A 25954-nucleotide genomic window follows, 5' to 3' on the forward strand; every position below is an offset into this window, starting at 1 on the left:
GGCCCCTACCGGGGGCATTAATCCTTGAGATTGCGCCGCCCGATGAGCGGCCGTGAGGAACTTATGAGCAAGAACGAATCCCTGCTGAAACGCCGTGCCGCCGCTGTTGCCCGCGGTGTCAGCCAGATCCACCCGATCGTCGCCGAGCGCGCCGAGAACGCCACCGTCTGGGACGTCGACGGCCGCGAGTACATCGACTTCGCCGGCGGTATCGCCGTACTGAACACCGGCCACCTGCACCCGAAAGTGATCGAGGCCGTTCAGGAGCAGCTGACCAAGCTGACCCACACCTGCTTCCAGGTGCTGGCCTACGAGCCCTACATCGAGCTTTGCGAAGAGATCGCCAAGCGCGTGCCGGGCGACTTCGCCAAGAAGACCCTGCTGGTGACCTCCGGCTCCGAAGCCGTTGAGAACGCCGTGAAGATCGCTCGCGCCGCCACCGGCCGCGCTGGCGTGATCGCCTTCACCGGCGCCTACCACGGCCGCACCATGATGACCCTGTCCCTGACCGGCAAGGTGGTTCCGTACTCCGCTGGTATGGGCCTGATGCCGGGCGGCGTGTTCCGTGCCCTGGCTCCGTGCGAACTGCACGGCATCAGCGAAGACGAGTCCATCGCCAGCATCGAGCGCATCTTCAAGAACGATGCCCAGCCGCAAGACATCGCTGCCATCATCATCGAGCCGGTTCAGGGCGAAGGTGGTTTCTACGTCAACTCCAAGGCCTTCATGCAGCGCCTGCGCGCCCTGTGCGACCAGCACGGCATCCTGCTGATCGCCGACGAAGTACAGACTGGCGCTGGCCGTACCGGCACCTTCTTCGCCACCGAGCAACTGGGCGTCGTGCCTGACCTGACCACCTTCGCCAAGTCCGTTGGCGGTGGCTTCCCGATCTCCGGCGTGGTCGGCAAGGCCGAAGTCATGGACAGCATCGCTCCCGGCGGCCTGGGCGGCACCTACGCCGGTAGCCCGATCGCTTGTGCCGCGGCCCTGGCCGTGCTGAAAGTGTTCGACGAAGAGAAACTGCTGGAGCGCAGCCAGGCTGTAGGCGAGCGCCTGAAGGCCGGCCTGCGTGAAATCGCAGCCAAGCACAAGGTCATCGGTGACGTCCGCGGCCTGGGTTCGATGGTTGCCATCGAGCTGTTCGAAGGCGGCGACGAAAGCAAGCCGGCCGCCGAACTGGTTGGCAAGATCGTGGCTCGCGCTCGTGAGAAAGGCCTGATCCTGCTGTCCTGCGGCACCTACTACAACGTCATCCGCTTCCTGATGCCGGTCACCATTCCCGACGCACAACTGGACAAGGGCATCGCCATTGTCGCCGAGTGCTTCGACGAACTGGCCTGATTCCCCAGGTAGTGAAAAGAGACCCGCTTCGGCGGGTCTTTTTTTGCCTGGATGATCAGGAGTGACACGTACGACTCTCCCGCCCTCTGGGAGCGGGTCGCGCAGGGCTGCGTATGAAGCTCCGCAGAACAATCCTTAGGTCTACCTGGCGAACGAGATCCCCTCTACGACAGGAACCGCATGAGGTTGTTTTTCGCTACCGACCTTGGCCTAGATCACTATCCTCTGCCTGGCCCCCGGTTTAGACTGCCGGCCTTCTGTTCTGACGACGAATCCGACCTGCCTCTCGGCCATTTCCCGGCCCTGCGTAGATTGTCGGTGACGACCTATCTGCCACCCGAGGTATCCATGCCCGTCCTAGCCCAGGCCCCGGAAGTCCTGATTGCCGAGGCCGATCCGTGGACGTCGGAGCTACTCGCCCAGCTCGTGTTGGACATATGCGGCACCGCCAAAGTGTTGCAGGTGGCCGATGGCCTCGAAGCCCTGGCACGCTGCAAGCGGCGCTTGCCGGAGCTGGTAATTGCCGATGGAGAGTTGGGCGGCATCGATGGAGTCGAACTGCTGCGCCAACTGCGTCGCCACCCCCGCACCCCCGCGTTACCTTTTGTGTTGATCAGCGCCCGCGTGGATGCAGCCAGCGTGCGTGCCGTGCGGCCCTTGGCGCCGACGGCCTACCTGGGTAAGCCGTTCAATGCGGCCAAGCTGCGCAAGCGCCTCAGCACACTGCTGCCGGCCAGCGACTCCGTTGTCGGCGGCCAGGCGCCCGCGCTGTTGCTCAACAACCTCAAGGAGTACCTCGACAGTGTGCGCGAGGAGGGGCAGGGGGCACCGCTGCTGGATGATGTTCGCGAGGCGGTCAGCCAATGCCTGCACGCCGATCAGGTCGACCTGCGCGACCTCGATGAAATCTTCTCCCGCGACCCGCAGATCACCGCACGGCTGATCGCCGCCGCCAACAGCGCTGCCCAGCACTTCGGCATGCCCTGCCAGACGCTGGGTCAGGCCATGCAGCGACTCGGCGTCACCCGCGTCCTCAATCTTGTGCTCGGCATGGCCCTGGAGCGCAACGCGCGGCTGCACGACCCGCGCCTGGCGGAGCTGGCCGAACTGGCCTGGCAGGCCGCCCAGCGCAGTGCCGAGCTGGGCTACTGGCTGGCCAGCGAACTGGAGCTGGATGCCGAGCTCTGCTACACCGCCGGACTGTTGCACAACTTGGGTGAACTGGCCCTGCTGCGCAGTCTGCAGGATTGGCAGGATTCCGGGGGCAGCCTGAGCAACGATGAACTGCAGGATGTGATGCAGCGGAGGGCGGCGGGCTTCGGCTCGGCCCTGCGCATCCGTTGGCGCTTGCCGTTCGGTCTGCGCGAACTGGTGGCGGCTTTCCACGGTCTGGGCGCTGGCGTGTTCTCCCGCGAAGCGCTGGTACTCAACCTCTGTGCGGCCCTGCTGTGCCTGTCGCACGGTGCAGCCCCGACAAGCCTGATGGAACAACGAGCAGCACGATTGCTGCGGCTCGATCCCGCACTACTGGAACGTCTTCCGGCGCGCGTGCTGCCCTGACGTTGTCCGGGCTGGCGCGCGAGCGCCCGCATTGTCTAGTCTGCTGAAGTGCTCGCACTTCTTGTACGAGCCGTACAGGATTTTTCACCCAGAGTTACAGCTGAACTGGATCGCCACGCATGGCAGATATGGAGCGGGCACCCAAGGTGCTGATTGCCGACCCTGACCGCTGGAGTGCCGAGCTGCTTGTCGAGCTGGTGCGCAAGGCGCGATGCGACGCACATCTCGAGGTGCTGCCGGACAGCCAGAGCGTGCTCGAGCATTGCCGCACAGGTTGGCCGGACTTGCTGATTGTCGACTACGGGCTGCCGGGCATCGGTGGCCTTGAGCTGCTGCGCGAAGTCCGGCGGCAGCGACGCCATCCGCCAGTCCCCTTTTTCCTGATCACCGAGCGCGTGGACGCCGCCAGCGTTCGCGCAGCCTTGCCATTGGCTCCTACCGCCTACCTGGCCAAGCCCTTCAATGCCGAGGACCTGCTGCAGCGCCTGCGTAACCTGTTGCTGGAACCGGGCGAGGAGCTAGCCTGCCCGGTTCCGTCCGTCCCGAACATGCAGAGCCTGGAGGAGTACCTGGGCAAAGCGCGTGAAACCTCATCCGGGGCGCCGTTGTTGAAGGTGGTACATGAGGCGTTGGATCACGCCATGCAGTCTCACAAGCGCGACCTGGCCGAACTGCAGCCCCTGTTTCTCCAGGACCCGCAGCTTACCGGTCAGTTGATTGCCGCCGCGAACAGTGCTGGCCAGCACCTGGGCAACAGTTGCCAGACCCTGGATCAGGCCGTTGCCCGGCTGGGGTCGCAGCACAGCCTCAACCTGGCGCAGGGGCTGGCGCTGCAACGCAGTGTCGACCTGACGGACCCACTGCTGCTACCCCACGGCGAACGCATCTGGCAGCAATGCCAGCGCACCGCCGAGCTGGCACGCTGGCTGGCTCAATGCCTGGAGGGGGATGGCGAGCGTTGCTACACCGCTGGCCTGTTGCACCTGCTCGGCGATCTGGCGGTATTGCGCAGCATCCAGAGCTGGCGCGACCTGGGAGGCGAGGAGCTGACGGCCGAGCAGGTCGAAGAGGCACTGCGTACGCATGGCGCTCCATACGGCTCGGCCCTGCGCACGCGCTGGCGCCTGCCCCTGGAACTGCGCCAGCTGATCGCGGCCGCGTACCAATTGGGCGGAGGTGTCTACTCCAAGGATGCGCTCATCCTGCACATCGCCAAGCTGGCCGCCGAGCTTCCGGAAGGCGAGGACGCGGCCCAACTGGCCAAACACAAGGCTGCGCGAATGCTCGGCCTCGACGCCGCATTGCTGGCGTCGCTGCCGAAGCTCGGGATGTCGACTCAGGCCAGTGCTTCCTCGACGAAATCCAGCCGATCCTGACCGAAGAACATCTCTTCACCGACAAAACAGGTGGGTGCGCCGAATACTCCGCGTTTCACTGCTTCTTCGGTAACTGCCTTAAGCGCGTCCTTCACCTCCTGTTCACCCACCAGGGCCAGCATCGCCTGGGGATCGAAGCCGGCCTCCTGCAGGACGGCGGCCAGCACGACGGGGTCGCCGAGATTGCGCTTGTCCTGCCAGAGCGCGCGGAACATGGCATCCAGATAGGCTCCAAAGCGTTCTGGCTGACGCATCTGCACGCCGATGGCGGCGCGCATCAGCGTCAGCGTGTTGATGGGGAAGAAGGGGTTGAAGTGCATCGGTACGTCATAGCGTCGGGCGAAGCGCTGCATATCGATCATGGTGTGCCGCGCCTTGGCCGGAACGGCGGCAGGCGAGGCATTGCCGGTGGCCTGGAACACACCGCCCAGCAGCATTGGGCGATAGTGCAGCGTGGCGCCGGTCCTGGCGCAGATCCCCGGCAGCTGGGTCCAGGCCAGGTAGCTGGCCGGGCTGCCGAGGTCGAAGAAGAATTCGACGGTTTTGGTCATGAGGGTTCTCGTCGTTGGTTTCGGCTACGGCCAGGTAGGAGCGAGCGTGCTCGCGAACGAGGCCGTGCGGGAGCATTTCGCGAGCAAGCTCGCTCCTATGGGATCACCAGCGTTCCATCCAGGGCCGCAGATCCAGTTCGAACGTCCACGCATCGCGCGGCTGGCTGTGCAGGTACCAGTAGTTCTCAGCGATGTGGTCGGGATCGAGGATGCCGTCCTGGTCCTTCAGTGCGTAGCGCTCGGGGAAGCTGTCGCGGATGAATTCGGTGTCGATGGCACCGTCCACCACAACGTGGGCGACGTGGATATTTCGCGGGCCAAGCTCGCGCGCCATGCTCTGGGCCAGGGCGCGAATGCCGTGCTTGGCCCCGGCGAAGGCGGCGAACCCGGCGGCACCGCGCAGTCCGGCGGTGGCGCCGGTGAAGAGGATGGTGCCGCGCTCGCGCGTGACCATGCGACGGGCGACCGCCTGGCTGGTGAGGAAGCCCGAGAAGCAGGCCATCTCCCAGATCTTGAAGTACTTGCGCGCCGTTTCCTCAAGGATGCTGCAGGGCACGTTGGCGCCGATGTTGAAGACGAAAGCTTCGATCGGGCCGATGTCGCGTTCGATGGTTTCAACCAACTCGGCGACCTCTTCTTCCTTGCGTGCATCGGAGGCGAAGCCGTGAGCTTCGCCACCTTCGGCACGAATGGCATCCACCAGGGGCTGCAGTTTGTCGGCGCTTCGCCGGGTCACGCAGGCGACATACCCTTCGCGGGCGAAGCGCCGGGCGATGGCGCCGCCGGTGGCGTCACCGGCACCAATTACCAGTACCACTTTCTTGTTCTCGGTATCGCTAGCCATGCTGTTCACCTTTACTGAACGATCGTTAGCTGAACGGACGTTATGCTATGCTCGCCAGTGCGTCAAGCCAGTCCACCGGAGGTCGTCGTGCGTTATTCAGCCACCCACAAGGAAGAAACCCGGCAAAAACTGCTGGAAAGCAGTGGTGCCATTGCCAAGCTCGGCGGCTTTTCCACCACCGGCGTCGACGGCTTGATGAAAGCCATCGGCTTGACCGGAGGCGCCTTCTACAGCCACTTCCCGTCGAAGAACGACCTCTTCACTGCCATCGTCCAGCGCGAACTTTCACAGAGCCTGATCGGCCACGTCGCCCGTGGCGAAGGCTTCTGCCGTGACAAGCTGGAGCGCTGCCTCGACCGCTATCTGAGCATGGCCCATCTGCAGAACCCCGACACCGGCTGCGCCATCCCGGCGCTGGGGGCTGAAATCGCCCGCGCCGACCTTCCCGTTCGTGAGGAGGCCGAGCACTGGATGCTGCAGTTGCAGCGTGCCTGGGCGGAAATCCTTGAAGACGGCGAGCTGGCCTGGGCGATGATTTCCCAGTGCGTCGGTGCATTGGTGGTGGCGCGCATGCTCGCCCGCGAAGAGACCCAGGCCGAGGTGCTGAACGCGAGTCGCGGTTTCCTCGGCCGGGTGGTGGATGACCTGCTAGAGAAGTGACTGCTCGGCGCAGACGCTCAGAATCTGCTCGCGCAGCCAGATGTTTGCCGGGTCCTGGTCGAAGGGCTGAGCCCAGAGCAGCTCCAGGGAAAAGCTTGGCAGGTCGGGCAATGGACTTGCGGCGGTACGGGGGTTACCCAATAGCTCATACACCCGCGCCGGCAGCACCAGCAGCAACTCGCTGGCCGGGATCAGTTGCAGGGCGGCCAGGTAATTGTTGGTGCGGGCGGCGAACTGCCGGGAGCGGCCTTGCTGCTGCAGCCAGCCATCGATCATGTTGCGATCCGAGTCCCAGGGTGTGGGGAACACCTGGCGTCGTGCGCAGAATGCATCCAGGTCCGCCACGGGCTCCGTTTCGGCGGCACGTACGCAGAGCAGCTCATCCTTGAGCAGCGCCAGGCTCACTATTCCGGGGTGGGCGCGGTGCTGATTCGGGCCGAAGCCCAGGGCCAGGTCGAGCTCACCCTGCACCAGGGCCTCGGCGGGAATTTCCCGGCCCAGGCGTTGCACCTCCAGGCTCACCGGGTAGCCCGCATCGCTCAGTCGGCGCAGCAAAGGCGGCAGGATCAGCAGCTCGAAGTACTCCGGCGCGCAGAGGCGGAACGTACGCGGTGCCTGGCTGGGGTCGAAGGCGCGGGACTCGCTGAAGCAGGCGTTCATCAGATCGATCATGGCGCGGGCGTGGGGGCGCATGGCCAGGGCCTTGCGGGTGGGTCGCATGCCGCTGCGAGTGGCGATGAAGAGCTCATCGTCGAGGGTACCGCGGAGTTTTCTCAGGCTGTAGCTGACGCTGGAGGCACTGAGGTTCAGTACCTCCGCGACTTCCCCCAGGTGCTGCCGCTCGTAGATTTCGAGAAACACCAAGAGGTCCTGGAAATCGATCTTGCGTAGTCCGTTCGCGAGCAGCATGGTCGGGTTCCATGGGGCAGGAACGCCATCAGAACCCGAGCCTGTCGACATGGCAAGCACTCAGGCGGTGGCCGTGCGCGCCGGGCTCAGGCGAGCCAGCCAGAGCATGCCGAGGACAATCAGCACGGCACCGGCCCAGGCCAGCGGCGCGGGTACCTTGTGCAGCCAGACGCTCTGCAGCAGCAGGGCGAACAGGCCGCTCAGGTAGCTGTAGGCGATCACTGTTGCCGGTGGCAGCCAATGGATGGCCCTGTGCAGGAGCCAGAAGGTCGCGAGGGTAGCGGTCAGGGCCAGGTAGAACAGCCAACCGATGTCGCGCAGGGCGATGCCTTGCAGGCCGTCCCAGCGCTGGCCGAGGGTGCTGACCAGGACGAGCAGCAAGCCACCTGCCAGCAGGTTGCCGCAGGCCAGGGAAGCGGCGCCGCGTTCGGCACCGAGCCAGGGTTTCAGACGCTGGCTGAGTGGGGCATAGAGCGCCATGGCGAGACAGCCGATACCGTAGACCGTATAGGCATAGGTATCGAAATGGGCATTGTCGAGGCCGAGCAGGGCCAGGGCGCCGAGCGCGGCGATGAGGGTCGGCCAAAGCCGTTGCAGCACCGGTTTGCCCAGCAGCAGGCGTTCACCGCCGAGCGTCAGCAGCGGCACGCTGACGTAAAGCAGCGCGGTGTCCAGTGCCTTGGTGTGTTTCAGCGCTTCGAACAGGCTGCCGAAATAGAGTGCCAACAACCCACCCAGCACCACATGCGCCAACAGTGCGCGTCCGCCAGGAAGACCGGGGCGGCGAAACAGAAGCAAGGGCAAGAACAGGCTTCCTGAAAGCAGCAGGCGCAATGCGGTGAGTGGCAGGGCGTCGAGCGCCGGGTTCAGCTGGGCAGCGGCGAAGAACGATAGCGCTACCAGCAATGCCCAGAGCAGCATCGAGGCATGGGCATTGAGGCCGGGGGAAAGCAGCGGGCGCATGGGCAGGTTCCTTATGTGTGCCGGTGGCCATTGCGCCAGCGTCGTGAATCTCCGGCAAATCAGAAACTCGGGGGTGGATTCGGGAAATTGAATTGCCCAGCATCGAACTAGAGTTATCCACATGCCCCGTCTGGAGGTGCCCTGCATGGGCCAGCATCCATCGCCGCGCGTCGTCATTGCCGGTCTCTGCTCCTTGTTGCTGAGCGCGCAGGCCCTTGGCGACCCCTTTGCCGCGTCCAGTCGCGCCAGCTTGCTGGAAGACAGCCACTTCCTCCGCGATGCCGCATCCGAGCGCATCCAGCAGATCCGTTTTTCCTTCCGTGAACCGCCCCTGGAAGAGGGACAGACGCCGGCTTGGGCGCGGGCTTTCGGCAGTCACGGCTCGGCGGATGCGGACCACCGGGCGCCCCGCCGTGAGCGGGATATCGGCGGACTCTTGCTGGGCAGCGAGCGCAAGCTGGGTAACTGGTTCGCTGGTGTGATGGGCGGCTACTCGACCACCTCCGTGGAGGTGCAGGGTGTGGATGCGGATATCCACAGCCTGCATCTGGGCGCCTACGCCGGCACCAAGATCTACAACCAGATCGGCGTGAAGTTGGGGGCGGCCTGGAGTGGCCACGACGGTGACACGCGCGCGGCCGATGCCGATAGCGGCCAGGTGTTCGGCGAGCTCAGCTACTCCCTGGATTTTCGTGACTTCAGCGCAGAAGGTTTCAGCGAGCTGGCCTACGTGCGCCTGGACAGCGATTCGCGGGGTAGTCTCGGTAGCCAGCGCGACGAGATCGGCTACAGCACCTTCGGCCTGCGCGGTACCACGCGCATCGAGCTTGAATCGGGGCGGCGCCTGACCGCGCGCATCAGCTCGGGTTGGCGGCATGCTTTCAGCGACAGCCGGATCGACGACGAGAGTGGCGCCGCCGTGGCACTGACCCGGGACGCTTTCAGGCTGGACGCGGGGGTGGATTACCAGCTTACCGAACAGGCCTACGCCGGGCTGTTCTATAACGGCACCTATGCCGAAGACGCGCGGGACAACGGGTTGACGGCGCGGGTGAGCCTGAGGTTTTGAGACGGAATCGACGACGAGGTGAAGCTTGTAGCGAATTCATTCGCGAAGCAGGCCGAAGGGCTGCCCCTCATGACGCTGGCGTCGTATCGATCGCGAATGAATTCGCTCCCACAGGGAAGAGGCACCGCGAATTCGGGCTCAGATTTCCTGCATGTCGAAATCGTTCTTGCCGACGCCACAGTCCGGGCAGATCCAGTCGTCTGGCACGTCGTTCCAGGAGGTGCCGGCGGGGATGCCCTCGTCGGGCCAGCCCTTGGCTTCGTCGTAAATCAGGCCGCAGACCACACAAATCCAGGTTTTCATGCCGCTACCTCATGCTTGCAGCTGTGCTCGGGGAAGGCGTGCGCCCAGGGGCGCGCGTTGTCGCGATCATAGGGGCGGCGGCGCGCAGCCCGTGCCCTATCCAACGGTGGGTTGCGCGGGCTGGGTGACTGGCTGCTCCTTCGGGTGCCAGCGGTTGGCGCGGCCAAAGGTGCCGAAATCGTTGAAGCGCACGCCCATCTCGCGCATCACCCTGTGCGCTACCGGCGCCGTCAACTGACGGATGTAGAACGGCTCCTTGACCACGAAATGATGGATGGCGTGAGTGCTGCCGAAGTTGAAGCAGAACGCTTGCAGTGGCCACATCCACCAAGGGTTGAGCACCTGGGTCTGCTGGATCACGTTGCCCAGTTCGACGTCGCCGTAGTAGTGCATGTTGGAGCTGACGAAGTGCAGGCAGAAGGTGCGCAGTACGTTCGGTCCCACCAGCACCACCACGGCGATGTTGACGATGCTCATCACTTCAAGGGTGCCGGCCGACCAGGCGATAGGGGCATTCAGGGCCCAGGCCAGGGTGTCGATGGCGTGGAAGCCGAGGAAGACGTACCAAGTGGCCCAGTTCAGCAGCGCCAGCGGCGCGTAGACCTTCAGGGTGCGCCAGAGGATGCCGCGCTTTTGTGTCCAGGTCTTGGCTCGCAGCATGCGGATGAGCGAGGACATCACGTTGTCGCCGACCATCAGCAGACGCGCCAGGCCCCAGGGTTCGCCGTTGGTGATGGCGCGTTCTTCGAGGTCGGTCTCGGTACCGGACACCTTGTGGTGGTTGAGGTGCAGGTGGCGACGAATCCAGGGGTTGATGGTGCTTGGCCGCGCCATCCAGACCAGCGCCATCATCAGGTTGTGCGGCACCTTGCGCTTGCGGAAGTACATGCTGTGAATCAGGTCGTGCTCCAGCTCGTGGGTCAGCGACGCAAAGAAGGCGTTGAGCAGCAGGCAGGCCCACCAGGCGATCTGGTCGTTCAGATAGAGCAGGGCGGAACCCAGCATGCCGGTCAGGGCGAAGGCGAGGATGCCTGCGCCGATGGCGTCCTGATGTTGCAACACGGGAAATCGCTGGCGCAGTGCGTTGCCACTGGCCATCACCACTTCACGAATATGCGCTGATCGCTGCTGGTCATTCAGCGTGCGGGGGCTTGCAGGCTTGGCGAACATGCTTCCATCCTCTTGTCGGAGATGGTTCTACTGTGCCGTTCCGAGCCGTCGCCGCGCCCGACCGAGCACGCCAACCTGTTGACCGGAAACGCCAACCTGCATGAGCGAACCCACTACCCTCGCCAGTTGGACCCGAGCCCTGCGCAAGCAGCTGGACGCGCTCGGCCTCGACAGCGCGGAACTCTGCCGCCAGGCCCGGCTCGATCCGGCGTTGATGGACGACCCCAACGCGCGCTACCCGCTGTCCGCCACCACGCGTCTCTGGCAGTTGGCCGTAGACGCCAGCGGCGACCCGGCCCTGGGGCTGAAGATTTCCACCTACGTCAGTCCCACCACCTTCCACGCCCTGGGCTATGCCCTGGTGGCCAGCGCCAGCCTGCGGGAAGTCTTCGAGCGCATCGTGCGTTATCACCAGGTGGTCAGCGACGCGCTGGAGCTGGAGCTGTCACGCGAAGGTGAGCGCTACCTGTTCCGTCTGCGGGTGCGTGAAGACGGCTTCGAGCCGGCGCCGGAAGCGGTGGATGCCTTTGCCGCCATCTACGTGCGCACCTGCCGCAACCGCATCGGCCGAGACTATGCGCCGCTCGCCGTACACCTTCGCCGCCAGCAGCCGGTTGACCCGCAGCCCTGGCACGCGGTATTCCGCGCGCCGCTGGCCTTCGGTGCCGATGAGAACCTGCTGGAGTTCGCGGCGGACGACTTCGAGCGACCGTTGGAGGACTCCAATCCCGAACTGGCCGAGCACAACGAAGCGGTGCTCAAGCGAACCCTGGAGCAACTGCAGCAGCCCACCTGGTCGCGCAAGGTGCGTGCCTGCCTGGAGGCCCAGCTTCCGAATGGCGAACCTTCAGCCGAGCGCATCGCCCAGTCCCTGCACCTCAGCTTGCGCAGCCTGCAGCGGCACCTGGCGGATGAGGGCTGCAACTACGAGCAGCTTCTGGGCGACACCCGCCAGGCGCTGGCGCTGGTCCATATGCGCGACCCGCGCTGCTCCATCAGTGAAATTGCCTACCTGCTTGGCTTTGCCGACACCAGTAGCTTCAGCCGTGCCTTCAAGCGCTGGACCGGACAGAGCCCGAGCCAGTACCGCGAAAGCCTCACCGCAGGTCGCTGAGCGCAGCGAGGCTGGTTACGTGTAGGGGCGATTCCAATCGCCAAGCGAACCGACGGTACGCCCTAGGTAATCGCAGACGGCGGCTGCGCCACCCTGGGCGAATGAATTCGTACCCGCAGTTGCCGGTTACGGCTTGCCCTGTGCCGCGCGCTTGAGCCGTTCAGGATCGAGGATCTCGATCTCGCCATAGTTCAGCCGCAGCGCACCCTGGGCTTCCAGATCCTTGAGGATCTGGTTGGTGGTCTGGCGGGATATCGCCAGCATCATTGCCAACTGCTCCTGGGCCAACTGGATGACGCGCCGTTGGCCGGAGCGCTCGCCGTAACCCTCGGCGATCATCAACAAGCGCCTGGCCAGGCGCTGGGGCGCGGGCAGCAGGCTCATTTCCTCCAGGGCGATGAAGGCCAGGCGCAGCTTCTGGCTCATCAGCAGGGCGAAATCGCGCCAGTGCCAAGGCTCGCGTTTGAGCAGCGACAGCAGCGGCGCCTGGGGCAGGTTGAGCAGGGTTACCTGGCCCTCGGCGAAGGCGTCGTGGGTACGCGATTGTCCGTCGAACAGGGAGATCTCGCCGAACCAGTGCGGTGGCTCCACCAGCACCAGCAGCGCTTCCTTGCCGCTCTCGCTGATGCTGCCAACCCGGATCGCGCCTTCCAGCACCGCATAGAGCCCGCAGGGTGGGTCGCCACGACGGAACAGACGCTGACCAGGCTCCAGGCGCCTGAGCTGCGCCATGGTCAGCAGTTCTTCCTGCAGGCCGGCGGGTAACTGGCTGAACCATTGACCAGTGCGCAGACGATCGAGGTAGTGCTTGAATTCGGTCATGGTCTTTGTCGGCTAGCTGACAGAGGTTGTTTCGGGCATGACGCCATTATCGGCGCAATTGCCTGCAAACCTGAGGACACAACAATGAAAACCCTCATCGACCAACTTGGCCAATACGCCGAGTACCACCGTGACCGCCGCAACATCGCCACCCATTTCGTCGGCATTCCGCTGATCGTGGTCGCCGTCGCCGTGCTGCTGTCGCGCCCCGGCTTCGAATCCTTCGGCCTTTGGTGGTCACCGGCTGCGCTGGTCAGCCTGGTCTCTGCGCTCTACTACTTCCGCCTCGACCTGCGATATGGCCTGGTCATGACAGCGCTGCTCGCGTTGAGCTTGTGGCTCGGTGCTGCCCTCGCCGTGCAAAGCACCGCTGCCTGGCTTGGCGCCGGGTTGGGGATGTTCGTCGTGGGCTGGGTGATCCAGTTCATCGGGCACTACTACGAGGGGCGCAAGCCGGCCTTCGTCGACGACCTGACCGGGTTGATCATCGGGCCGCTGTTCGTGGTTGCCGAGCTCGGTTTCCTCCTGGGGCTGCGCAAGGAGATCGAGCACGCGGTAGAAGAGCGTGCGGGCCCGACGTGCATTCGGGAGAAGAAGGCCGCGGTTTGATTTATCCCGGCGGAGGCGGATTCATTCGCCCATGGGCGCGCAGCGGCCCCGTAGGCTGGTGCAGAGCGCAGCGAAGCCCAACAGGCCCGGATGCCCTCTCCCTGAAGGGAGAGGGGGCTGTCCCTGCGAGCGTCCAGTCCCGAGCATTTCCCTGCGGTATCTGGCTTTCTCACCCCTATTTCTGAATCAGGGGGAGAGGTCGCCCAGCGTCAGCAACTGCCCACTCATCGACCGCGCCTGACGGTCCACCATCATGGGCGCGTAGGGCCGGCCGGAGGCGCTGACCAGTGTGTTGCTCTGGCTGTTCAGGTCGCTCAGTGCAGTCCTCAGGAACCCCCAGCGAGTCTTCAGCTTGGCCAGCGCCGGGTCGGCCTTGTCGTCCAGCGGCGCCAGCTCCTTGTCTATGTCCGGCAGCAGGCGACGTTCGTCCTGGCCGATATAGGTATCGCCGTTCTCGCGGGCAATTTCGAAGGTGCCGATGTAGGACCGGCTCAGGTACTGGACATTGAGGTACTCCACCTTGGCGGGCAGTTCCTCAGCTCCGCCCGTGCCGGCCTGAGAGCGTGCGGCGATGAGGAAGTCGCGCAAAGCCTTGGCCAGCTCCTGGGGAAAGCGCCACGGCACGTCTTCTTCCTTGCGGCCGTAGGAAACGCCCTGTTCGAGCTGGGTAACAAACGCGTCATGGGCCTTGCGCAAGTCCCCGCTCGGCGTGGAGATGCGCTGGTAGTCGGCATCCAGCGCCTTGAGGTCGCTACGCATTCGTTCGGCATGGACGTCCTGGAAGCCTTCCCCGCGAAACAGCAGCAGGCTGGCCGTGGCACGGCTGGCGTGGACCTGTACCAGTTCCAGAGGGGAGCGTTCCGTGGCGAGACCGGGCATGGCGACGCCCAGCAGAAGAGCGATCAGCGGATACAGCAGAACCTTGCGGATCATGGCGGGTGCTCCTGTTCTTGTTGTTCTGAGGAGTCGATAAAGGTGCCGGCACAGCCTACTGCGCCGTGGCTCTCACGCTACTACCCGAAAGAATGATTTGTTGTGGGTGAATCGATGTTTTTCAGGCTTTGCCCTGCAGCTTGCGCAGCAACTCGGCGCTGACTGGGTCGGCGGGGAACAGGGTTTCTAGCCCAAGCTCGGCCAGGGTGACGTCGACCGGAGTGCCGAACACCGTGATGGTGCTGATGAAACTGATGACGCCAACAGATGTGCGCAGTTGCAGCGGCACGAGCACCGCATCGCTGGGCAGACCTTCCGGTGGAGGTGGTGCGGGGTAGCCATTGAGCTCATCGAACAGCGCCTGTAGTTCCGGGTCGCCGCTGACTTCGATATCCCGATGCAGGCGTTCCAGCAGATGCGCGCGCCACTGGCCGAGGTTGACGATATGGGGCGCCAGGCCCTTCGGGTGCAGTGACACCCGCAGCACGTTGAGTGGCGGCGCCAGCAGTTCCGGCGCCACTCCCGAGAGCAGGGACGCCACAGCACCATTGGCCGCCAGCAGGTTCCAGTGCCGGTCCACCGCCAGCGCCGGGTTGGGTTCGTGGGCCTTGAGCAATTGCTCGACCGCCGTGCGCGCGCCGGCCAGGGCTGGGTCGTCGAGCGCACGTTGGGAGAACAGCGGCGCATATCCGGCTGCGGTCAGCAGGCGATTACGCTCACGCAGGGGAATCTCCAGTTGCTCGGCCAGGTGCAGCAGCATCTCGCGACTGGGATGGGCGCGACCGGTCTCGACGAAGCTCAGGTGACGCGTGGAAATCTCCGCGTCGCAGGCGAGGTCGAGCTGGCTGAGGCGGCGCCGCTGGCGCCATTGGCGCAACAGCGCGCCGACGGGGTGGGCAGATGTATTCATGGCACCGACGATAGTTCAGGGAGGGAAGCTCGGCCATTACCTGGCAGGTAATCGACCCGCTGCGGGTTTCGCGGAAATCTGTCGCCAAGCGCCACTCCGGCGCCCCATCGACAGGAGAACCACCATGACTCATCTCGATATGTCCCCGATGCTGCGCCGTGCCCTGCAAGCCGATGCCCTGGCCAGCGGCGCCATGGGGTTGTTGCTGACGCTGGCAGCCGGCCCGCTGGAAGAACTGCTGGGGCTGCCACGTGCGCTGCTTCTGGGTGCCGGCATTGGCTTGCTGCCCTTCGCGCTGGCGCTTGGCTGGCTGGCCAATCGTCAGACGCTGCGGCGCGGCTGGATCTGGGCAGTGCTGGCGATCAACGCCGTGTGGGTGATCGACAGCCTCTCGTTTCTGGCGCTGGGTTGGGTCGAGCCGACCCTGTTGGGCAAGGTCTTCGTGATCGGTCAGGCGGTGGCGGTAGCCGTGCTCGCCGAGCTGGAGTTCTTTGGTCTGCGTCGTTGCCAGGAAGTGGTCGCGTGATCGGAAGCGGCGCCGGCCTGTGCGGCCGGCGCTCATGGCTCAGAACAGACCGCGCAGGACGAGGTCGCTGCCCAGTAGCAGCAAACCGATGAAGAACCAGCGACGGAAGCGTTCGGCACTGATGCGCTTGCGCAACCATTGCCCGCCGGCCATGCCCAGCAGCGCAGGTACCAGGGCCAGCAGCGAGGCGCCTAGCACCGCTGGTTGCAGCAGTTCGCCGCTGTGTCCGAGGCTCACTGCCAGGGCGATGGTGGAGGCGCTGAAGGACAGCCCAAGGGCCTGCACCAGTTCATCTTTCTCCAGGCCGATGGCCTGCAAGTAAGGCACCGCGGGGATAACGAAGACGCCGGTCAGTGCAGTCAGGGCGCCGGTCACCGCACCGATCACCGGGCCCAGCCAGTCTTCGTTGGCCGGGGCCACGCTGAAGCGCACCGAAGCGAGTCCGAGCAGCGCGTAGATCACCAGGGCGACACCGAGGATCGAGGTCGCGCCGGGCAAGTCAGCGGCATTCACCACCCAGGTCATGGCCCAGGTGCCGGCGAAGATCCCGGCGAGCATCGGCCAAAGTCGGCGCAGCATCGCCAGGGGGCTGCTGCCGGCGGCGAGCTGCCAGATATTGGTGACCATGGACGGCACGATTAGCAGCGCGGCGGCCTGCATCGGAGGCATGACCAGCCCCAGCAGGCCCACGGAAATGGTTGGCAGGCCCAGGCCGACCACGCCCTTCACCGTGCCGGCGAGCAGGAAGGTGGCGGCAATCAGGGGCAGGTAGGTAATCAGGGAATCGGCCACGGTTTCACTCCTTGTGTCGGGGCGCAGGATAGCGCCAATGGATACGTGGCCAGTATCCGGGCCGCTGAATCGGGACGATTCGGGGTGGAGTGAAATATGGAATGCAGGGGGAGGTTTGGTGCGCCGGCTGCCCTCTCCCCGTCCCCTCTCCCTGAAGGGCGAGGGGCTGGGGGAGAGGGGCTCCGCTCGGTCAGAACCCCGCCGCCTTCTGCCAGGCCTTGGGCTTGAAGAACAGCGTTTCGCCACGCACCAGGCCGATCAGGCTGTCGTGGTCCTTCACCACTTCGGCCTCGATCAGCTCGTCCTGGCCGTCCACCTTCAGGGTCACCCGGGTGATGGCGCCCAGGGGGCGGATGTCGCGGACTTCGGCGGCGCGATGCTCGGCCACTTCGGAGCGCGACAACGAGACTTCGTGCGGGCGGAACAGCAGGTGCTGGTCGTCGCCCAGGTGCAGGCGGTTGGAGTCGCCGAGGAAGTGGTAGACGAAGTCGCTGGCCGGATTCTCGTAGACCTCGCCCGGTGCGCCGATCTGCTCGATCACCCCCTTGTTCATCACCACGATGCGGTCGGCCACTTCCATGGCTTCTTCCTGGTCGTGGGTGACGAACACGGAAGTCAGGTTGATCTCTTCGTGCAGGCGCGCCAGCCAGCGGCGCAGCTCCTTGCGCACCTTGGCGTCGAGGGCACCGAAGGGTTCGTCGAGCAGCAGGATCTTCGGCTCCACCGCCAGAGCGCGGGCCAGGGCGATACGCTGGCGCTGGCCACCGGAGAGTTGTTCCGGGTAACGGTCGGATAGCCAGTCGAGCTGCACCATGTTCAGCAGCTCGTGGACCTTCTCGGCGATCTGCTTTTCGCTCGGACGTTCGCGCTTGGGCTTCATTCGCAGGCCGAAGGCGACGTTGTCGAACACCGTCATGTGGCGGAACAGCGCGTAGTGCTGAAACACGAAGCCGACGTTGCGATCGCGTACGTCGTGCTGGGAGACGTCTTCGCCGTGGAACACGATGCTGCCCAGGTCCGGGGTTTCCAGACCGGCGATGATCCGCAGCAGGGTGGTCTTGCCGCAGCCGGACGGGCCAAGCAGCGCCACCAGTTCGCCGCTGTGGATATCCAGGTTGATTTCGTTGAGCGCCTTGAAGGCGTTGAAGTTCTTGCTGACGTTGCGGATTTCAATGCTCACGGTGGTTACTCCTCATCAGCATTCGACTTGAGACGGGACAGGCGCGACTCGCTCCACTGCTTGAGCAGGAGGATGCACAGGGCGAGCACCAGCAGCAGGCTGGCGACGCTGAAGGCGGCGACGTGGTTGTACTCGTTGTAGAGAATTTCGACGTGCAGGGGCAGGGTGTTGGTGACGCCACGAATGTGGCCGGACACCACCGATACCGCCCCGAACTCGCCCATCGCCCGCGCGGTGCAGAGCACCACGCCGTAGATCAGGCCCCATTTGATGTTCGGCAGGGTCACGTGCCAGAACATCTGCCAGCCGTTGGCGCCGAGCAGGCGTGCGGCTTCTTCCTCCTGCGTGCCCTGTTCCTGCATCAGCGGGATCAGCTCACGGGCGACGAAGGGGAAGGTCACGAAGATCGTGGCCAGGACGATGCCGGGCACGGCGAAGACGATCTGGATGTCGCGGTCCTGCAGCCATTCACCGAAGTAGCCCTGGGCGCCGAACAGCAGCACGTAGATCAGGCCGGCGATGACCGGCGACACCGAGAACGGCAGGTCGATCAGGGTGACCAGCAGGCTCTTGCCACGAAACTCGTATTTGCTCACGCACCAGGCGGCGGCAACGCCGAACACCAGGTTGAGCGGCACCGAGATAAAAACGGCGATCAGGGTCAGTTTCAGTGCGGAAAGGGCGTCCGGCTCGAAAATGGCTTCGAAGAAGGTACCCAGGCCCTGCTTCAACGCCTCGCTCAGGACCACTAGCAGTGGCAGCAGAAGGAACAGGGCGAAAGCCAGCCAGGCGAAGGCGATCAGGATACGGCGACCCAGTGCGCTGCCCCGGCGGGCGGCGTTGGCGGAGGACGCGGCGGTCAGGCTTGCGGAACTCATGGCGCTCTCCTCACGGGGTTTCGATGCGGCGTTGCAGCAGGTTGATCAGCAGCAGCAGGACGAAGGCGACGACCAGCATCAGCACGCCGATGGCGGTGGCGCCGGTGTAGTCGTACTGGTCCAGCTTGACCATGATCAGCAGCGGCAGGATTTCGGTTTTCATCGGCATGTTGCCGGCGATGAAGATCACCGAGCCGTACTCGCCCACGCCACGGGCGAAGGCCAGGGCGAAACCGGTCAGCCAGGCCGGCAGCAGCGCCGGCACCAGCACGTGGCGGAAAATCTGCAGCGGTTTGGCGCCCAGGCAGGCGGCGGCCTCCTCAACCTCGCGGGGGATATCGGCCAGTACTGGCTGCACCGTCCGCACCACGAAGGGCAGGGTCACGAACGTCAGCGCCAGGGTGATGCCGAGCGGGGTGTAGGCAATCTTGAAACCGAGGTCGGTGGCGAACTGGCCCACCAGGCCCGCGGGCGCATAGAGCGCGGTGAGGGCGATACCGGCGACCGCGGTGGGCAGCGCGAAAGGCAGGTCGACCATGGCGTCGATGACCTTGCGGCCGAAGAAGTCGTAGCGCACCAGCACCCAGGCCAGCAGGGTGCCGATGATGCCATTGATCACGGCGGCCGCCAGGGCGGTACCGAAACTGAGCTTGAGGGCGGCGATCACGCGGGGGGCGCTGATGATGGTCCAGAACTGGACCCAGGTCAGCTCGGTGGTCTTGAGGAACAGGGCACCCAGGGGAATCAGGACCAGGAGGCTGAGATACACCAGGGTGTATCCCAGGGTCAGCCCGAAGCCGGGTATGACCGGGGAGATGCGTCGCGACATGTTCTGTCCTTACTCTGCGTTGGAACGCTTGGTTTCTCTCCCGCTGACAGCAAAGAGGCCCGATCCGGAGATCAGGCCTTCGAGCCCCCTCTCCCTTCAGGGAGAGGGTTGGGGAGAGGGGGCGTCTTCCGCGCTTACTGCGCCTGGTAGATCTGGTCGAAGATGCCGCCGTCGTTGAAGAACTTGGGTTGGGCTTCTTTCCAGCCGTTGAAGTCCTTGTCCACGGTCACGAGGTCCAGTTTCGGGAATTGCTTGGCGAACTCGGCCGCGACCTTCTCGTTACGCGGGCGGTAGAAGTTCTTCGCCGCGATGCGCTGGCCTTCCTCGCTGTACAGGTACTGCAGGTAGGCTTCGGCAACCTTGCGGGTGCCCTTCTTGTCGACGTTCTTGTCGACCACCGATACCGGCGGTTCGGCCAGGATCGACAGGCTCGGCGCAATGATCTCGAAGTTCTCGCCGCCTTGTTCTTTCAGAGCCAGGAAGGCTTCGTTTTCCCAGGCCAGCAGCACGTCGCCGATCTGGTTGTTGACGAAGGTGATGGTCGAGCCACGGGCGCCGGTATCCAGCACCGGTACGTGCTTGTACAGCTCCTTCACGTATTCCTGTGCCTTGGCGTCGCTGCCGTACTCCTTCTTGGCCCATGCCCAGGCGGCCAGGAAGTTCCAGCGTGCACCGCCGGAGGTCTTCGGGTTCGGGGTGATGACTTCAACGCCCTGCTTGGTCAGGTCGCCCCAGTCCTTGATGCCTTTGGGGTTGCCCTTGCGCACCAGGAACACGATGGTCGAGGTGTAAGGAGTGCTGTTCTGCGGCAGGCGAGCCTGCCAGTTTTCCGGGATCAGCTTGCCGAGCTTCTGCAGTTCGTCGATGTCGCCGGCCAGGGCCAGGGTCACCACGTCGGCCTTCAGGCCGTCGATCACGGCGCGGGCCTGTTTGCCGGAGCCGCCATGGGATTGCTGGATCTTCAGATCGTCGCCACCTTCGGCCTTCCAGTGCTTGGCGAAGGCGGCGTTGTATTCCTGGTAGAGCTCGCGGGTCGGGTCGTAGGACACGTTGAGCAGTTCGGTGGCGGCGGCGGCCGGACCGGCGATCAGGGCGCTGGCGAGGGCGGCGAGGGCGAAGCGGCGAATCGACATTATCAAGCTCCTGGAACTGGAATTTTTTTAGGTGTTGGCTAGGGCTGTTTACTGGTGTTCGTCGAAACGCCCTCCGGCAGTCCGGTCGGGCTTCAAGCCTCGTGAGGCTTGAACGGTGTCCTGTGAATCAGTTACCGCGCTGGTTCGGTTGCTGCAGGCGGAATTTTTCCTTGCGTTCGATTTGCACTACCTGGCCGTTGTGCACGGTGATTTCCACCGAGCCGAAACGCAGGCCGTGCAGGGCACTCTGGATTTCACGCAGGATGCTGGCCTCGTCCTGGCCTTCCACGCTACGAAGGGTTGCGCTCATGGTCGTGCTCCTAGAAATGGGGCCCGCGGCATGGTTCAGGAAGGTATTCCGCGTGGCGTGGAGCGAATCTTAAGCAAGCGGGTAATATTCTTAAAAATACTATTTAAGAATTTTTATATAACCGAAATTGCTTTCGAGCGACGCAGATGCTGCCGACAGGGGGGGCCAACGCCTGGCGAAGCCGAATCTGCCGTCTTCAGGCTACCGGCCAGAGCTGCTCGAGTTCTTCCACCGGTAAGGGCCGGCTGAACAGGTACCCCTGGCCGTAGTCGCAGCCCAGCTCACGGAGGAACCCGGCCTGGGCGTCCACCTCGATACCTTCGGCCAGCACGCTGATGCCCAGGCTGTGGCCCAAGGCGGTGACGGCACGAGCGATGGCGATATCGTTCTTGTCGTCCGGCAGGCCACGAACGAAGCTCTGGTCGAGCTTCAGCTTCTGCACCGGCAGGTGCTTGAGGCGCTGCAGCGAGGAGTAGCCCGTACCGAAGTCGTCGATGGCCAGACGCACGCCCAGTTCACGCAGACGAGCAAGCAGGGCCTCGGCGGCGTCCGGGTCCTCCATCACCGCGCTTTCGGTGATTTCCAGCTCCAGCCGCTCCGGTGCAAGGCCCGTGGTGGCCAGCACCCGGGCCACTTCACTATCCAGCTCGGTGCGGTGGAACAGCCGGCAGGACAGGTTCACCGCCACGAAAGACAATGCGTGACCCTGCTCCAGCCAGCACCGCATCTGCCGGCAGGCCTGTTCCAGTACCCAGACGTCGATGCTGGCGATCAACCCACTCTGCTCGGCGATTGGCAGGAACTCACCAGGTGGTACCAGGCCACGCTCGGGATGCGCCCAGCGCACCAGTGCCTCGAAACCGACCAGTTGGCCGTCGGCCAGGCGCTGGATGGGCTGGTAGTGGACTTGCAGCTGACCCAGCTCCATCGCCTGGCGCAGGGCGCTGAACAACTCGACGCGCTGGCGCGCCTGCTCGGTCAGTTCCTGGCTGTAGAAGGCATAGGAATCGCGGCCCGAGCTCTTGGCCTTGAACAGGGCCGAGTCGGCATTGCGCATCACCTGTTCGACATTGGCGTCGACGTTCGGGAACAGGCTGATGCCCAGGCTTGTGCTGATGAACAGGTCATGGCCGTCCAGTCGGAAGGGGGTCGCCAGTTCGCTGCGGATGCGCTCGGCCAGGGCTGCGGCCTGGTCGGCCTGAGGGCAGTTTTCCCACAACACGCCGAACTCGTCGCCGCCCAGGCGCGCCAGGGTCATGCCGCCTTCCATCAGCCCCTGGAGGCGCACACCGGCCATCTTCAGCAGCAGGTCGCCATGGGAGTGGCCGAAGCTTTCATTGATGTGCTTGAAGTGATCGAGGTCCAGCAACAGCACTGCACCGTTCTGCTTCTCACGGTGGGCACGTTCCAGCGCCTGTTCTACACGCTCGGTGAAGAGCAGGCGGTTGGGCAGGTTGGTCAGCGGATCGTGGTGGGCGAGGAAGTCCAGTTCGTGCTGCGAGCGCTTGATCGCACTGACGTCGGAGAATACCGCCACATAGTGAGTCAGCTGACCGTCTTCGTCATGGATGGCGCGGATGTTCTGCCAGAGCGGATAGATCTCGCCGTTCTTGCGCCGGTTCCACACTTCACCGCTCCATTCGCGGCGGTTGTCCAGGGCATTCCACATGGCCTTGTAGAAGCCCGGGGCGTGGCGGCCGGAGCTGAAGATGCGCGGATTCTTGCCCAGTACTTGTGCTTCATCGAAGCCGGTGATGCGGGAAAAGGCACGGTTGACGTGGACGATGCGGCTTTCGGCATCTGTGACCAGCACGCCCTCCTGGGTGCTGTCGAACACAGCGGCGGCCTGGCGCAGGCTGCTTTCGTGTTCGCGGCGGGCATCCAGATAGTCCTTCAGGCGGTGCAGGTGCAGGCAGACAAGGGTGAACAACAGGAGGCTGGTAACCAGCACGAAGAGCAGTCCCTTGGTGGTCTGCAGCTCGGCCAGCAGTACACGGTCGCCCACCAGGGAATAGAGTGCGCGGTCACTGAACAGCACCCACAGGCTAGCGAGAATGAAGTAGGGCAGCACCAATCGCAGGGCACTGAACTTGAAACGCATGGGTGCGGCCTTCCTGGCATGGGTGAAACGGGCAATTGGCGGATTATAGAAGCAACCGACGACCGGAGGGCTTCTATCTAAAAGACAGGATGGTTTTCTCCGGGCGCTTTGTGATAATCCGAGGAGCTATACGCGATAAGCCCCGCTCACTTTACCCGAGGCAACACCATCCATGTGGTACAACGGCTTTCTCGACCTGTCGCTGTGGCAGCTGGTGGCTGTCACCCTGGTGATGACCCACATCACCATCGTCAGCGTCACTGTCTATCTGCACCGCTACTCGGCGCACCGCTCGCTGGAACTGCATCCGGCGCTCAAGCATTTCTTCCGTTTCTGGTTGTGGCTGACCACCGCCATGAATACCCGCGAGTGGACCGCCATCCACCGCAAGCACCACGCCAAGTGCGAAACTGCTGACGACCCCCACAGCCCGGTGGTCAAAGGCCTGTGGACCGTACTGCGCCAAGGCGCGGAACTGTACGCGGAAGAGGCGAAAAATGAAGAGACGTTGCGCATCTACGGCAAGAACTGCCCGGATGACTGGATGGAGCGCAACGTCTACAGCCGCTACCCCATCGGTGGTGTCACCCTTATGGCTCTGATCGACCTGGCGCTGTTCGGCGCGGGCGGCATCACCATCTGGGCTGTGCAGATGATGTGGATACCGGTCTGGGCTGCAGGCGTCGTAAATGGCCTGGGCCATGCCATCGGCTACCGTAACTTCGAATGCCGTGATGCCGCCACCAACCTGGTGCCCTGGGGCATCCTGATTGGCGGTGAAGAGCTGCACAACAACCACCACACCTATCCGAACTCCGCCAAGCTGTCGGTGAAGAAGTGGGAGTTCGACATGGGCTGGGCCTGGATCAAGCTGTTCAGCATCCTCGGCATGGCCAAGGTGCAGCGCGTGGCACCGATCGCCCACCGCGTCGAAGGCAAGGGCAACCTGGACATGGACACCGCCATGGCCATCCTCAACAACCGTTTCCAGATCATGGCCCAGTACCGCAAGCTGGTGATCGCTCCGCTGGTGAAGCAGGAACTGGCCAAGGCCGACGAGTCGGTACGCCACCTGTTCCGCCGCGCCAAACGCCTGCTTTCCCGCGAGACCAGCCTGCTCGACGAAGGCCACCAGGCGCGCATCGCCGCCATGCTGGAACAGAGCCAGGCCCTCAAGGTGATCTACGAGAAGCGCCTGGCGCTGCAGCAGATCTGGGTGAAGACCAGCGCCAATGGCCACGACATGCTCGCCGCCATCAAGGAATGGATTCACGAGGCCGAAGCCAGCGGTATCCAGTCCCTGCGCGATTTCGCCGAGCAGTTGAAGACCTACTCCCTGCGTCCGGCCGCCGCCTGACGCTTGCGAGCCCATGAGAAAGGCCGGCAGAGATGCCGGCCTTTTTGCTTTCTGCGGACGCATCGCAGGCCGAACCGGTGGTTCGGTTGGCGAATGTATTCGCCCGTACAAGGCGGGGACAGGCTGTTCCTGTAGGGGCGATTTCAATCGCCAAGGGCAGCGCAACTGCCCCTCAAGTCGCCCGTCGCCACCGGCATTTCCTGTAGGCAAAAAAAGGCCGCTCGTCATGAGCGGCCTGAACAGGACGTCGATATAGGAGCTGTCACGCATCAACGTCAGGAGGTGGAGAACAGGGAGTGACAGGGATCAGCTGTCCTGGTGGGCGTCGGACTGCTTCTGTTGCTCAGCGCCTTGCTTGGCGATGGCTTCCTGCTGGGCCGCGTCGGCGCGCTGCTCGGCCAGAGCTGCGTTGCGTGCAACAAAGGCGTTGGATTCTTCGGCCAGGGTCAATTGCGAGAAAAATAGAGAAAATACGGCGAAAACGGCAGTAAAAATCGCGTTGCGTTGCATATCTTGAACCTCTCAGATGGTTTCTTGCGAAACATGGCGCCATCTTAGGGAGGTCAGGAAAGGGGAAAAATAGCGGTTTCAGTGAAGAACTATTTCTCTTTGCGCAATAGTTTCGCGTTGATCGCCCAGCGATTCGGATCTTCGAGCAGGGCTTCGTCCTGGGTCAGTAGCGGCGGCAATTCGGCCTTGAGGAACTCGACCCAGGTTTTGATCTTGGCGTCGAGGAAACGCCGCGACGGGTAGATGGCGTAGATGTTGCGCTCGCGCAGGCGGTAATCCGGCAGGAGCCGCAGCAGCTTGCCTTCACGCACGGGCGGGCAGGCGACGAAAGAGGGCAGCAGGCAGATGCCCATGCCGGCCTGCGCGGCCTTGGCCAACGACTCGGCCACGTTCACCTGGAAGCTCTCGGCGGGGAGTACGTTGAATTCACCCTGCTCGCCATTGAACACCCAGCTGTCCTCATACAGCGGGTCCAGCAGCCGCAGATAGCGATGCTGCTGCAGGTCCACCGGGCTGAGGGGTACGCCGTGCTTCTTCAGATAACCGGGGGCTGCGCAGAGCACGCTGAACATCGGCCCCAGTACCTGGGCGACCATCTGCGAATCGGGCAGCTCGCGGGCGAAGGTGATGATGACGTCGTGGCCATCTTCCAGCAGGTCGGGGGTGCGCTGCGACAGGGTCAGTTCCACCACCACTTCCGGATAGAGCTCGCTGTAGCGTGCCACCAGGGGGGTGAGGTGCTGCAGGCCCAGGCCGGTCATGGTGTGTACGCGCAGGCGGCCATGGGGCTTGAGATGGGCACCGCGTGCCTCGGCGGCGGCCTCGTCCACTTCACCGAGGATTTGCCGGCAGCGTTGCAGGTAGCGCTCGCCCACTTCGGTCAGCGCGAGACGGCGGGTGGTGCGATGCAGCAGGCGGGCCTGGAGCTGCTGTTCCAGCTCCGATACCAGCCTTGATACCTGCGCGGTGGACAGGTCCATGGCCTGGGCTGCGGCGGTAAAACTGCCGGTGTCTATCACCCGCACGAAAACCCGCATGCTGTGGAGCGTATCCATTGTTACCCCTTGTGTAAGGCTGCTTCTCGCAAGTGGGAGATTATCCTCGAATCCCAGCTAAATATACTTTGTCCCCATGGGCGGTAATGGCCGAGGTCGTGCCGTTCCCGTCTTTCCCCCACCCGCATCCGCTGCGGGTCCCTTCGAGG

The 25954-nt window shown here is 64.0% G+C and carries 27 protein-coding genes; 9 read left to right on the plus strand and 18 right to left on the minus strand.

Annotated elements, in window-relative coordinates; all coding sequences use genetic code 11:
- Positions 1–63: 63 nt before the first annotated feature.
- From gabT to SA496_RS26645, 3 genes are all read left to right on the plus strand, one after another.
- The gene (gene gabT, locus SA496_RS26635; protein ID WP_153919487.1) at positions 64–1341 is read left to right on the plus strand and encodes a 4-aminobutyrate--2-oxoglutarate transaminase; all 1278 of its coding nucleotides are present in this window, start codon (positions 64–66) and stop codon (positions 1339–1341) included.
- 348 nt (positions 1342–1689) lie between these two features.
- On the plus strand, positions 1690–2901 hold the full coding sequence (locus tag SA496_RS26640; protein WP_330114724.1) for an HDOD domain-containing protein: 1212 nt from the start codon (positions 1690–1692) through the stop codon (positions 2899–2901).
- A 119-nt stretch (positions 2902–3020) separates the two neighbouring features.
- Positions 3021–4277, plus strand: a complete 1257-nt coding sequence (locus SA496_RS26645; protein WP_153919493.1) for an HDOD domain-containing protein — start codon at positions 3021–3023, stop codon at positions 4275–4277.
- Here the strand turns inward: SA496_RS26645 and SA496_RS26650 are convergent.
- A complete protein-coding gene (locus SA496_RS26650; protein ID WP_120653712.1) occupies positions 4238–4828 on the minus strand; it encodes a 2-hydroxychromene-2-carboxylate isomerase in 591 nt (196 codons plus the stop codon). The two genes, SA496_RS26645 and SA496_RS26650, sit on opposite strands and share 40 nt — an antisense overlap.
- 103 nt (positions 4829–4931) lie before the next feature.
- Positions 4932–5672, minus strand: a complete 741-nt coding sequence (locus tag SA496_RS26655) for an SDR family oxidoreductase (RefSeq protein WP_120653711.1) — start codon at positions 5670–5672, stop codon at positions 4932–4934.
- Positions 5673–5759: 87 nt separating this feature from the next.
- Here SA496_RS26655 and SA496_RS26660 point away from each other — a divergent pair, with 87 nt between their 5' ends.
- Positions 5760–6332, plus strand: a complete 573-nt coding sequence (locus tag SA496_RS26660) for a TetR/AcrR family transcriptional regulator (protein ID WP_120653710.1) — start codon at positions 5760–5762, stop codon at positions 6330–6332.
- On the opposite strand, the gene SA496_RS26665 is transcribed toward SA496_RS26660, so the two are convergent.
- Together SA496_RS26665 and SA496_RS26670 are read right to left on the minus strand one after the other, a co-directional pair.
- On the minus strand, positions 6321–7241 hold the full coding sequence (locus SA496_RS26665; RefSeq protein ID WP_153919499.1) for a LysR family transcriptional regulator: 921 nt from the start codon (positions 7239–7241) through the stop codon (positions 6321–6323). The two genes, SA496_RS26660 and SA496_RS26665, sit on opposite strands and share 12 nt — an antisense overlap.
- A gap of 60 nt (positions 7242–7301) precedes the next feature.
- Positions 7302–8204 carry a DMT family transporter gene (locus SA496_RS26670; RefSeq protein WP_120653708.1) on the minus strand — a complete coding sequence of 301 codons (903 nt, stop codon included), beginning with the start codon at positions 8202–8204 and terminating at the stop codon, positions 7302–7304.
- 121 nt (positions 8205–8325) lie between these two features.
- Between SA496_RS26670 and SA496_RS26675 the strand changes: the two genes are divergently transcribed.
- Positions 8326–9273, plus strand: a complete 948-nt coding sequence (locus SA496_RS26675; protein WP_256660885.1) for an autotransporter outer membrane beta-barrel domain-containing protein — start codon at positions 8326–8328, stop codon at positions 9271–9273.
- Between the two features lie 138 nt (positions 9274–9411).
- On the opposite strand, the gene SA496_RS26680 is transcribed toward SA496_RS26675, so the two are convergent.
- Positions 9412–9576, minus strand: a complete 165-nt coding sequence (locus tag SA496_RS26680) for a rubredoxin (protein ID WP_120653706.1) — start codon at positions 9574–9576, stop codon at positions 9412–9414.
- Between the two features lie 96 nt (positions 9577–9672).
- The gene (locus SA496_RS26685; protein WP_330114725.1) at positions 9673–10746 is read right to left on the minus strand and encodes a fatty acid desaturase; all 1074 of its coding nucleotides are present in this window, start codon (positions 10744–10746) and stop codon (positions 9673–9675) included.
- 100 nt (positions 10747–10846) lie between these two features.
- On the opposite strand from SA496_RS26685, the gene SA496_RS26690 reads away from it, so the two are divergent.
- Positions 10847–11860, plus strand: a complete 1014-nt coding sequence (locus SA496_RS26690; RefSeq protein WP_120653704.1) for an AraC family transcriptional regulator — start codon at positions 10847–10849, stop codon at positions 11858–11860.
- Positions 11861–11986: 126 nt separating this feature from the next.
- Here SA496_RS26690 and SA496_RS26695 read toward each other — a convergent pair whose 3' ends face one another.
- Positions 11987–12682, minus strand: coding sequence for a Crp/Fnr family transcriptional regulator (locus SA496_RS26695; RefSeq protein WP_330114726.1), 696 nt, complete (start codon positions 12680–12682; stop codon positions 11987–11989).
- Positions 12683–12766: 84 nt separating this feature from the next.
- On the opposite strand from SA496_RS26695, the gene SA496_RS26700 reads away from it, so the two are divergent.
- The gene (locus tag SA496_RS26700) at positions 12767–13291 is read left to right on the plus strand and encodes an Mpo1 family 2-hydroxy fatty acid dioxygenase (protein ID WP_153919515.1); all 525 of its coding nucleotides are present in this window, start codon (positions 12767–12769) and stop codon (positions 13289–13291) included.
- A gap of 186 nt (positions 13292–13477) precedes the next feature.
- Here SA496_RS26700 and SA496_RS26705 read toward each other — a convergent pair whose 3' ends face one another.
- Positions 13478–14224: a hypothetical protein gene (locus tag SA496_RS26705; protein WP_120653701.1), complete on the minus strand. Its 747-nt coding sequence runs from the start codon at positions 14222–14224 to the stop codon at positions 13478–13480.
- Between the two features lie 121 nt (positions 14225–14345).
- Positions 14346–15134, minus strand: coding sequence for an MmyB family transcriptional regulator (locus SA496_RS26710; protein WP_330114727.1), 789 nt, complete (start codon positions 15132–15134; stop codon positions 14346–14348).
- A 124-nt stretch (positions 15135–15258) separates the two neighbouring features.
- On the opposite strand from SA496_RS26710, the gene SA496_RS26715 reads away from it, so the two are divergent.
- Positions 15259–15660 carry a hypothetical protein gene (locus tag SA496_RS26715; RefSeq protein WP_330114728.1) on the plus strand — a complete coding sequence of 134 codons (402 nt, stop codon included), beginning with the start codon at positions 15259–15261 and terminating at the stop codon, positions 15658–15660.
- Positions 15661–15699: 39 nt separating this feature from the next.
- Here SA496_RS26715 and SA496_RS26720 read toward each other — a convergent pair whose 3' ends face one another.
- From SA496_RS26720 to dibA, 7 genes are all read right to left on the minus strand, one after another.
- The gene (locus SA496_RS26720) at positions 15700–16452 is read right to left on the minus strand and encodes a sulfite exporter TauE/SafE family protein (protein WP_442965068.1); all 753 of its coding nucleotides are present in this window, start codon (positions 16450–16452) and stop codon (positions 15700–15702) included.
- A 190-nt stretch (positions 16453–16642) separates the two neighbouring features.
- Positions 16643–17632: a sulfate/molybdate ABC transporter ATP-binding protein gene (locus tag SA496_RS26725; protein WP_330114729.1), complete on the minus strand. Its 990-nt coding sequence runs from the start codon at positions 17630–17632 to the stop codon at positions 16643–16645.
- A gap of 5 nt (positions 17633–17637) precedes the next feature.
- Positions 17638–18510 carry a sulfate ABC transporter permease subunit CysW gene (cysW, locus tag SA496_RS26730; RefSeq protein WP_120653697.1) on the minus strand — a complete coding sequence of 291 codons (873 nt, stop codon included), beginning with the start codon at positions 18508–18510 and terminating at the stop codon, positions 17638–17640.
- Positions 18511–18520: 10 nt separating this feature from the next.
- Positions 18521–19339, minus strand: a complete 819-nt coding sequence (gene cysT / locus SA496_RS26735; RefSeq protein ID WP_120653696.1) for a sulfate ABC transporter permease subunit CysT — start codon at positions 19337–19339, stop codon at positions 18521–18523.
- A 134-nt stretch (positions 19340–19473) separates the two neighbouring features.
- Positions 19474–20472, minus strand: a complete 999-nt coding sequence (locus SA496_RS26740) for a sulfate ABC transporter substrate-binding protein (protein ID WP_120653695.1) — start codon at positions 20470–20472, stop codon at positions 19474–19476.
- A 127-nt stretch (positions 20473–20599) separates the two neighbouring features.
- A complete protein-coding gene (oscA, locus tag SA496_RS26745; RefSeq protein ID WP_077524552.1) occupies positions 20600–20782 on the minus strand; it encodes a sulfur starvation response protein OscA in 183 nt (60 codons plus the stop codon).
- 196 nt (positions 20783–20978) lie between these two features.
- The gene (gene dibA / locus SA496_RS26750) at positions 20979–22883 is read right to left on the minus strand and encodes a phosphodiesterase DibA (protein WP_153919520.1); all 1905 of its coding nucleotides are present in this window, start codon (positions 22881–22883) and stop codon (positions 20979–20981) included.
- Between the two features lie 172 nt (positions 22884–23055).
- Between dibA and desA the strand changes: the two genes are divergently transcribed.
- Positions 23056–24240: a delta-9 fatty acid desaturase DesA gene (gene desA / locus SA496_RS26755; protein WP_120653693.1), complete on the plus strand. Its 1185-nt coding sequence runs from the start codon at positions 23056–23058 to the stop codon at positions 24238–24240.
- A gap of 306 nt (positions 24241–24546) precedes the next feature.
- Here the strand turns inward: desA and SA496_RS26760 are convergent, their stop codons facing one another.
- Together SA496_RS26760 and SA496_RS26765 are read right to left on the minus strand one after the other, a co-directional pair.
- Positions 24547–24750: a hypothetical protein gene (locus SA496_RS26760; protein WP_153919523.1), complete on the minus strand. Its 204-nt coding sequence runs from the start codon at positions 24748–24750 to the stop codon at positions 24547–24549.
- Positions 24751–24839: 89 nt separating this feature from the next.
- Positions 24840–25805, minus strand: coding sequence for a LysR family transcriptional regulator (locus tag SA496_RS26765; protein ID WP_120653691.1), 966 nt, complete (start codon positions 25803–25805; stop codon positions 24840–24842).
- Positions 25806–25954: the final 149 nt, after the last annotated feature.

This window comes from Pseudomonas sp. JS3066, from assembly GCF_036328175.1.
GTDB lineage: Bacteria > Pseudomonadota > Gammaproteobacteria > Pseudomonadales > Pseudomonadaceae > Metapseudomonas.

Excerpts from the sequence above, each read along its gene's own strand:
- gabT (WP_153919487.1), top strand. The coding sequence starts at position 64 with ATGAGCAAGAACGAATCCCTGCTGAAACGCCGTGCCGCCGCTGTTGCC.
- SA496_RS26640 (WP_330114724.1), top strand. The coding sequence starts at position 1,690 with ATGCCCGTCCTAGCCCAGGCCCCGGAAGTCCTGATTGCCGAGGCCGAT.
- SA496_RS26645 (WP_153919493.1), top strand. The coding sequence starts at position 3,021 with ATGGCAGATATGGAGCGGGCACCCAAGGTGCTGATTGCCGACCCTGAC.
- SA496_RS26650 (WP_120653712.1), bottom strand. The coding sequence starts at position 4,828 with ATGACCAAAACCGTCGAATTCTTCTTCGACCTCGGCAGCCCGGCCAGC.
- SA496_RS26655 (WP_120653711.1), bottom strand. The coding sequence starts at position 5,672 with ATGGCTAGCGATACCGAGAACAAGAAAGTGGTACTGGTAATTGGTGCC.
- SA496_RS26665 (WP_153919499.1), bottom strand. The coding sequence starts at position 7,241 with ATGCTGCTCGCGAACGGACTACGCAAGATCGATTTCCAGGACCTCTTG.
- SA496_RS26670 (WP_120653708.1), bottom strand. The coding sequence starts at position 8,204 with ATGCGCCCGCTGCTTTCCCCCGGCCTCAATGCCCATGCCTCGATGCTG.
- SA496_RS26675 (WP_256660885.1), top strand. The coding sequence starts at position 8,326 with ATGCCCCGTCTGGAGGTGCCCTGCATGGGCCAGCATCCATCGCCGCGC.
- SA496_RS26680 (WP_120653706.1), bottom strand. The coding sequence starts at position 9,576 with ATGAAAACCTGGATTTGTGTGGTCTGCGGCCTGATTTACGACGAAGCC.
- SA496_RS26685 (WP_330114725.1), bottom strand. The coding sequence starts at position 10,746 with ATGTTCGCCAAGCCTGCAAGCCCCCGCACGCTGAATGACCAGCAGCGA.
- SA496_RS26690 (WP_120653704.1), top strand. The coding sequence starts at position 10,847 with ATGAGCGAACCCACTACCCTCGCCAGTTGGACCCGAGCCCTGCGCAAG.
- SA496_RS26695 (WP_330114726.1), bottom strand. The coding sequence starts at position 12,682 with ATGACCGAATTCAAGCACTACCTCGATCGTCTGCGCACTGGTCAATGG.
- SA496_RS26700 (WP_153919515.1), top strand. The coding sequence starts at position 12,767 with ATGAAAACCCTCATCGACCAACTTGGCCAATACGCCGAGTACCACCGT.
- SA496_RS26705 (WP_120653701.1), bottom strand. The coding sequence starts at position 14,224 with ATGATCCGCAAGGTTCTGCTGTATCCGCTGATCGCTCTTCTGCTGGGC.
- SA496_RS26710 (WP_330114727.1), bottom strand. The coding sequence starts at position 15,134 with ATGAATACATCTGCCCACCCCGTCGGCGCGCTGTTGCGCCAATGGCGC.
- SA496_RS26715 (WP_330114728.1), top strand. The coding sequence starts at position 15,259 with ATGACTCATCTCGATATGTCCCCGATGCTGCGCCGTGCCCTGCAAGCC.
- cysW (WP_120653697.1), bottom strand. The coding sequence starts at position 18,510 with ATGAGTTCCGCAAGCCTGACCGCCGCGTCCTCCGCCAACGCCGCCCGC.
- cysT (WP_120653696.1), bottom strand. The coding sequence starts at position 19,339 with ATGTCGCGACGCATCTCCCCGGTCATACCCGGCTTCGGGCTGACCCTG.
- SA496_RS26740 (WP_120653695.1), bottom strand. The coding sequence starts at position 20,472 with ATGTCGATTCGCCGCTTCGCCCTCGCCGCCCTCGCCAGCGCCCTGATC.
- oscA (WP_077524552.1), bottom strand. The coding sequence starts at position 20,782 with ATGAGCGCAACCCTTCGTAGCGTGGAAGGCCAGGACGAGGCCAGCATC.
- dibA (WP_153919520.1), bottom strand. The coding sequence starts at position 22,883 with ATGCGTTTCAAGTTCAGTGCCCTGCGATTGGTGCTGCCCTACTTCATT.
- desA (WP_120653693.1), top strand. The coding sequence starts at position 23,056 with ATGTGGTACAACGGCTTTCTCGACCTGTCGCTGTGGCAGCTGGTGGCT.
- SA496_RS26760 (WP_153919523.1), bottom strand. The coding sequence starts at position 24,750 with ATGCAACGCAACGCGATTTTTACTGCCGTTTTCGCCGTATTTTCTCTA.
- SA496_RS26765 (WP_120653691.1), bottom strand. The coding sequence starts at position 25,805 with ATGGATACGCTCCACAGCATGCGGGTTTTCGTGCGGGTGATAGACACC.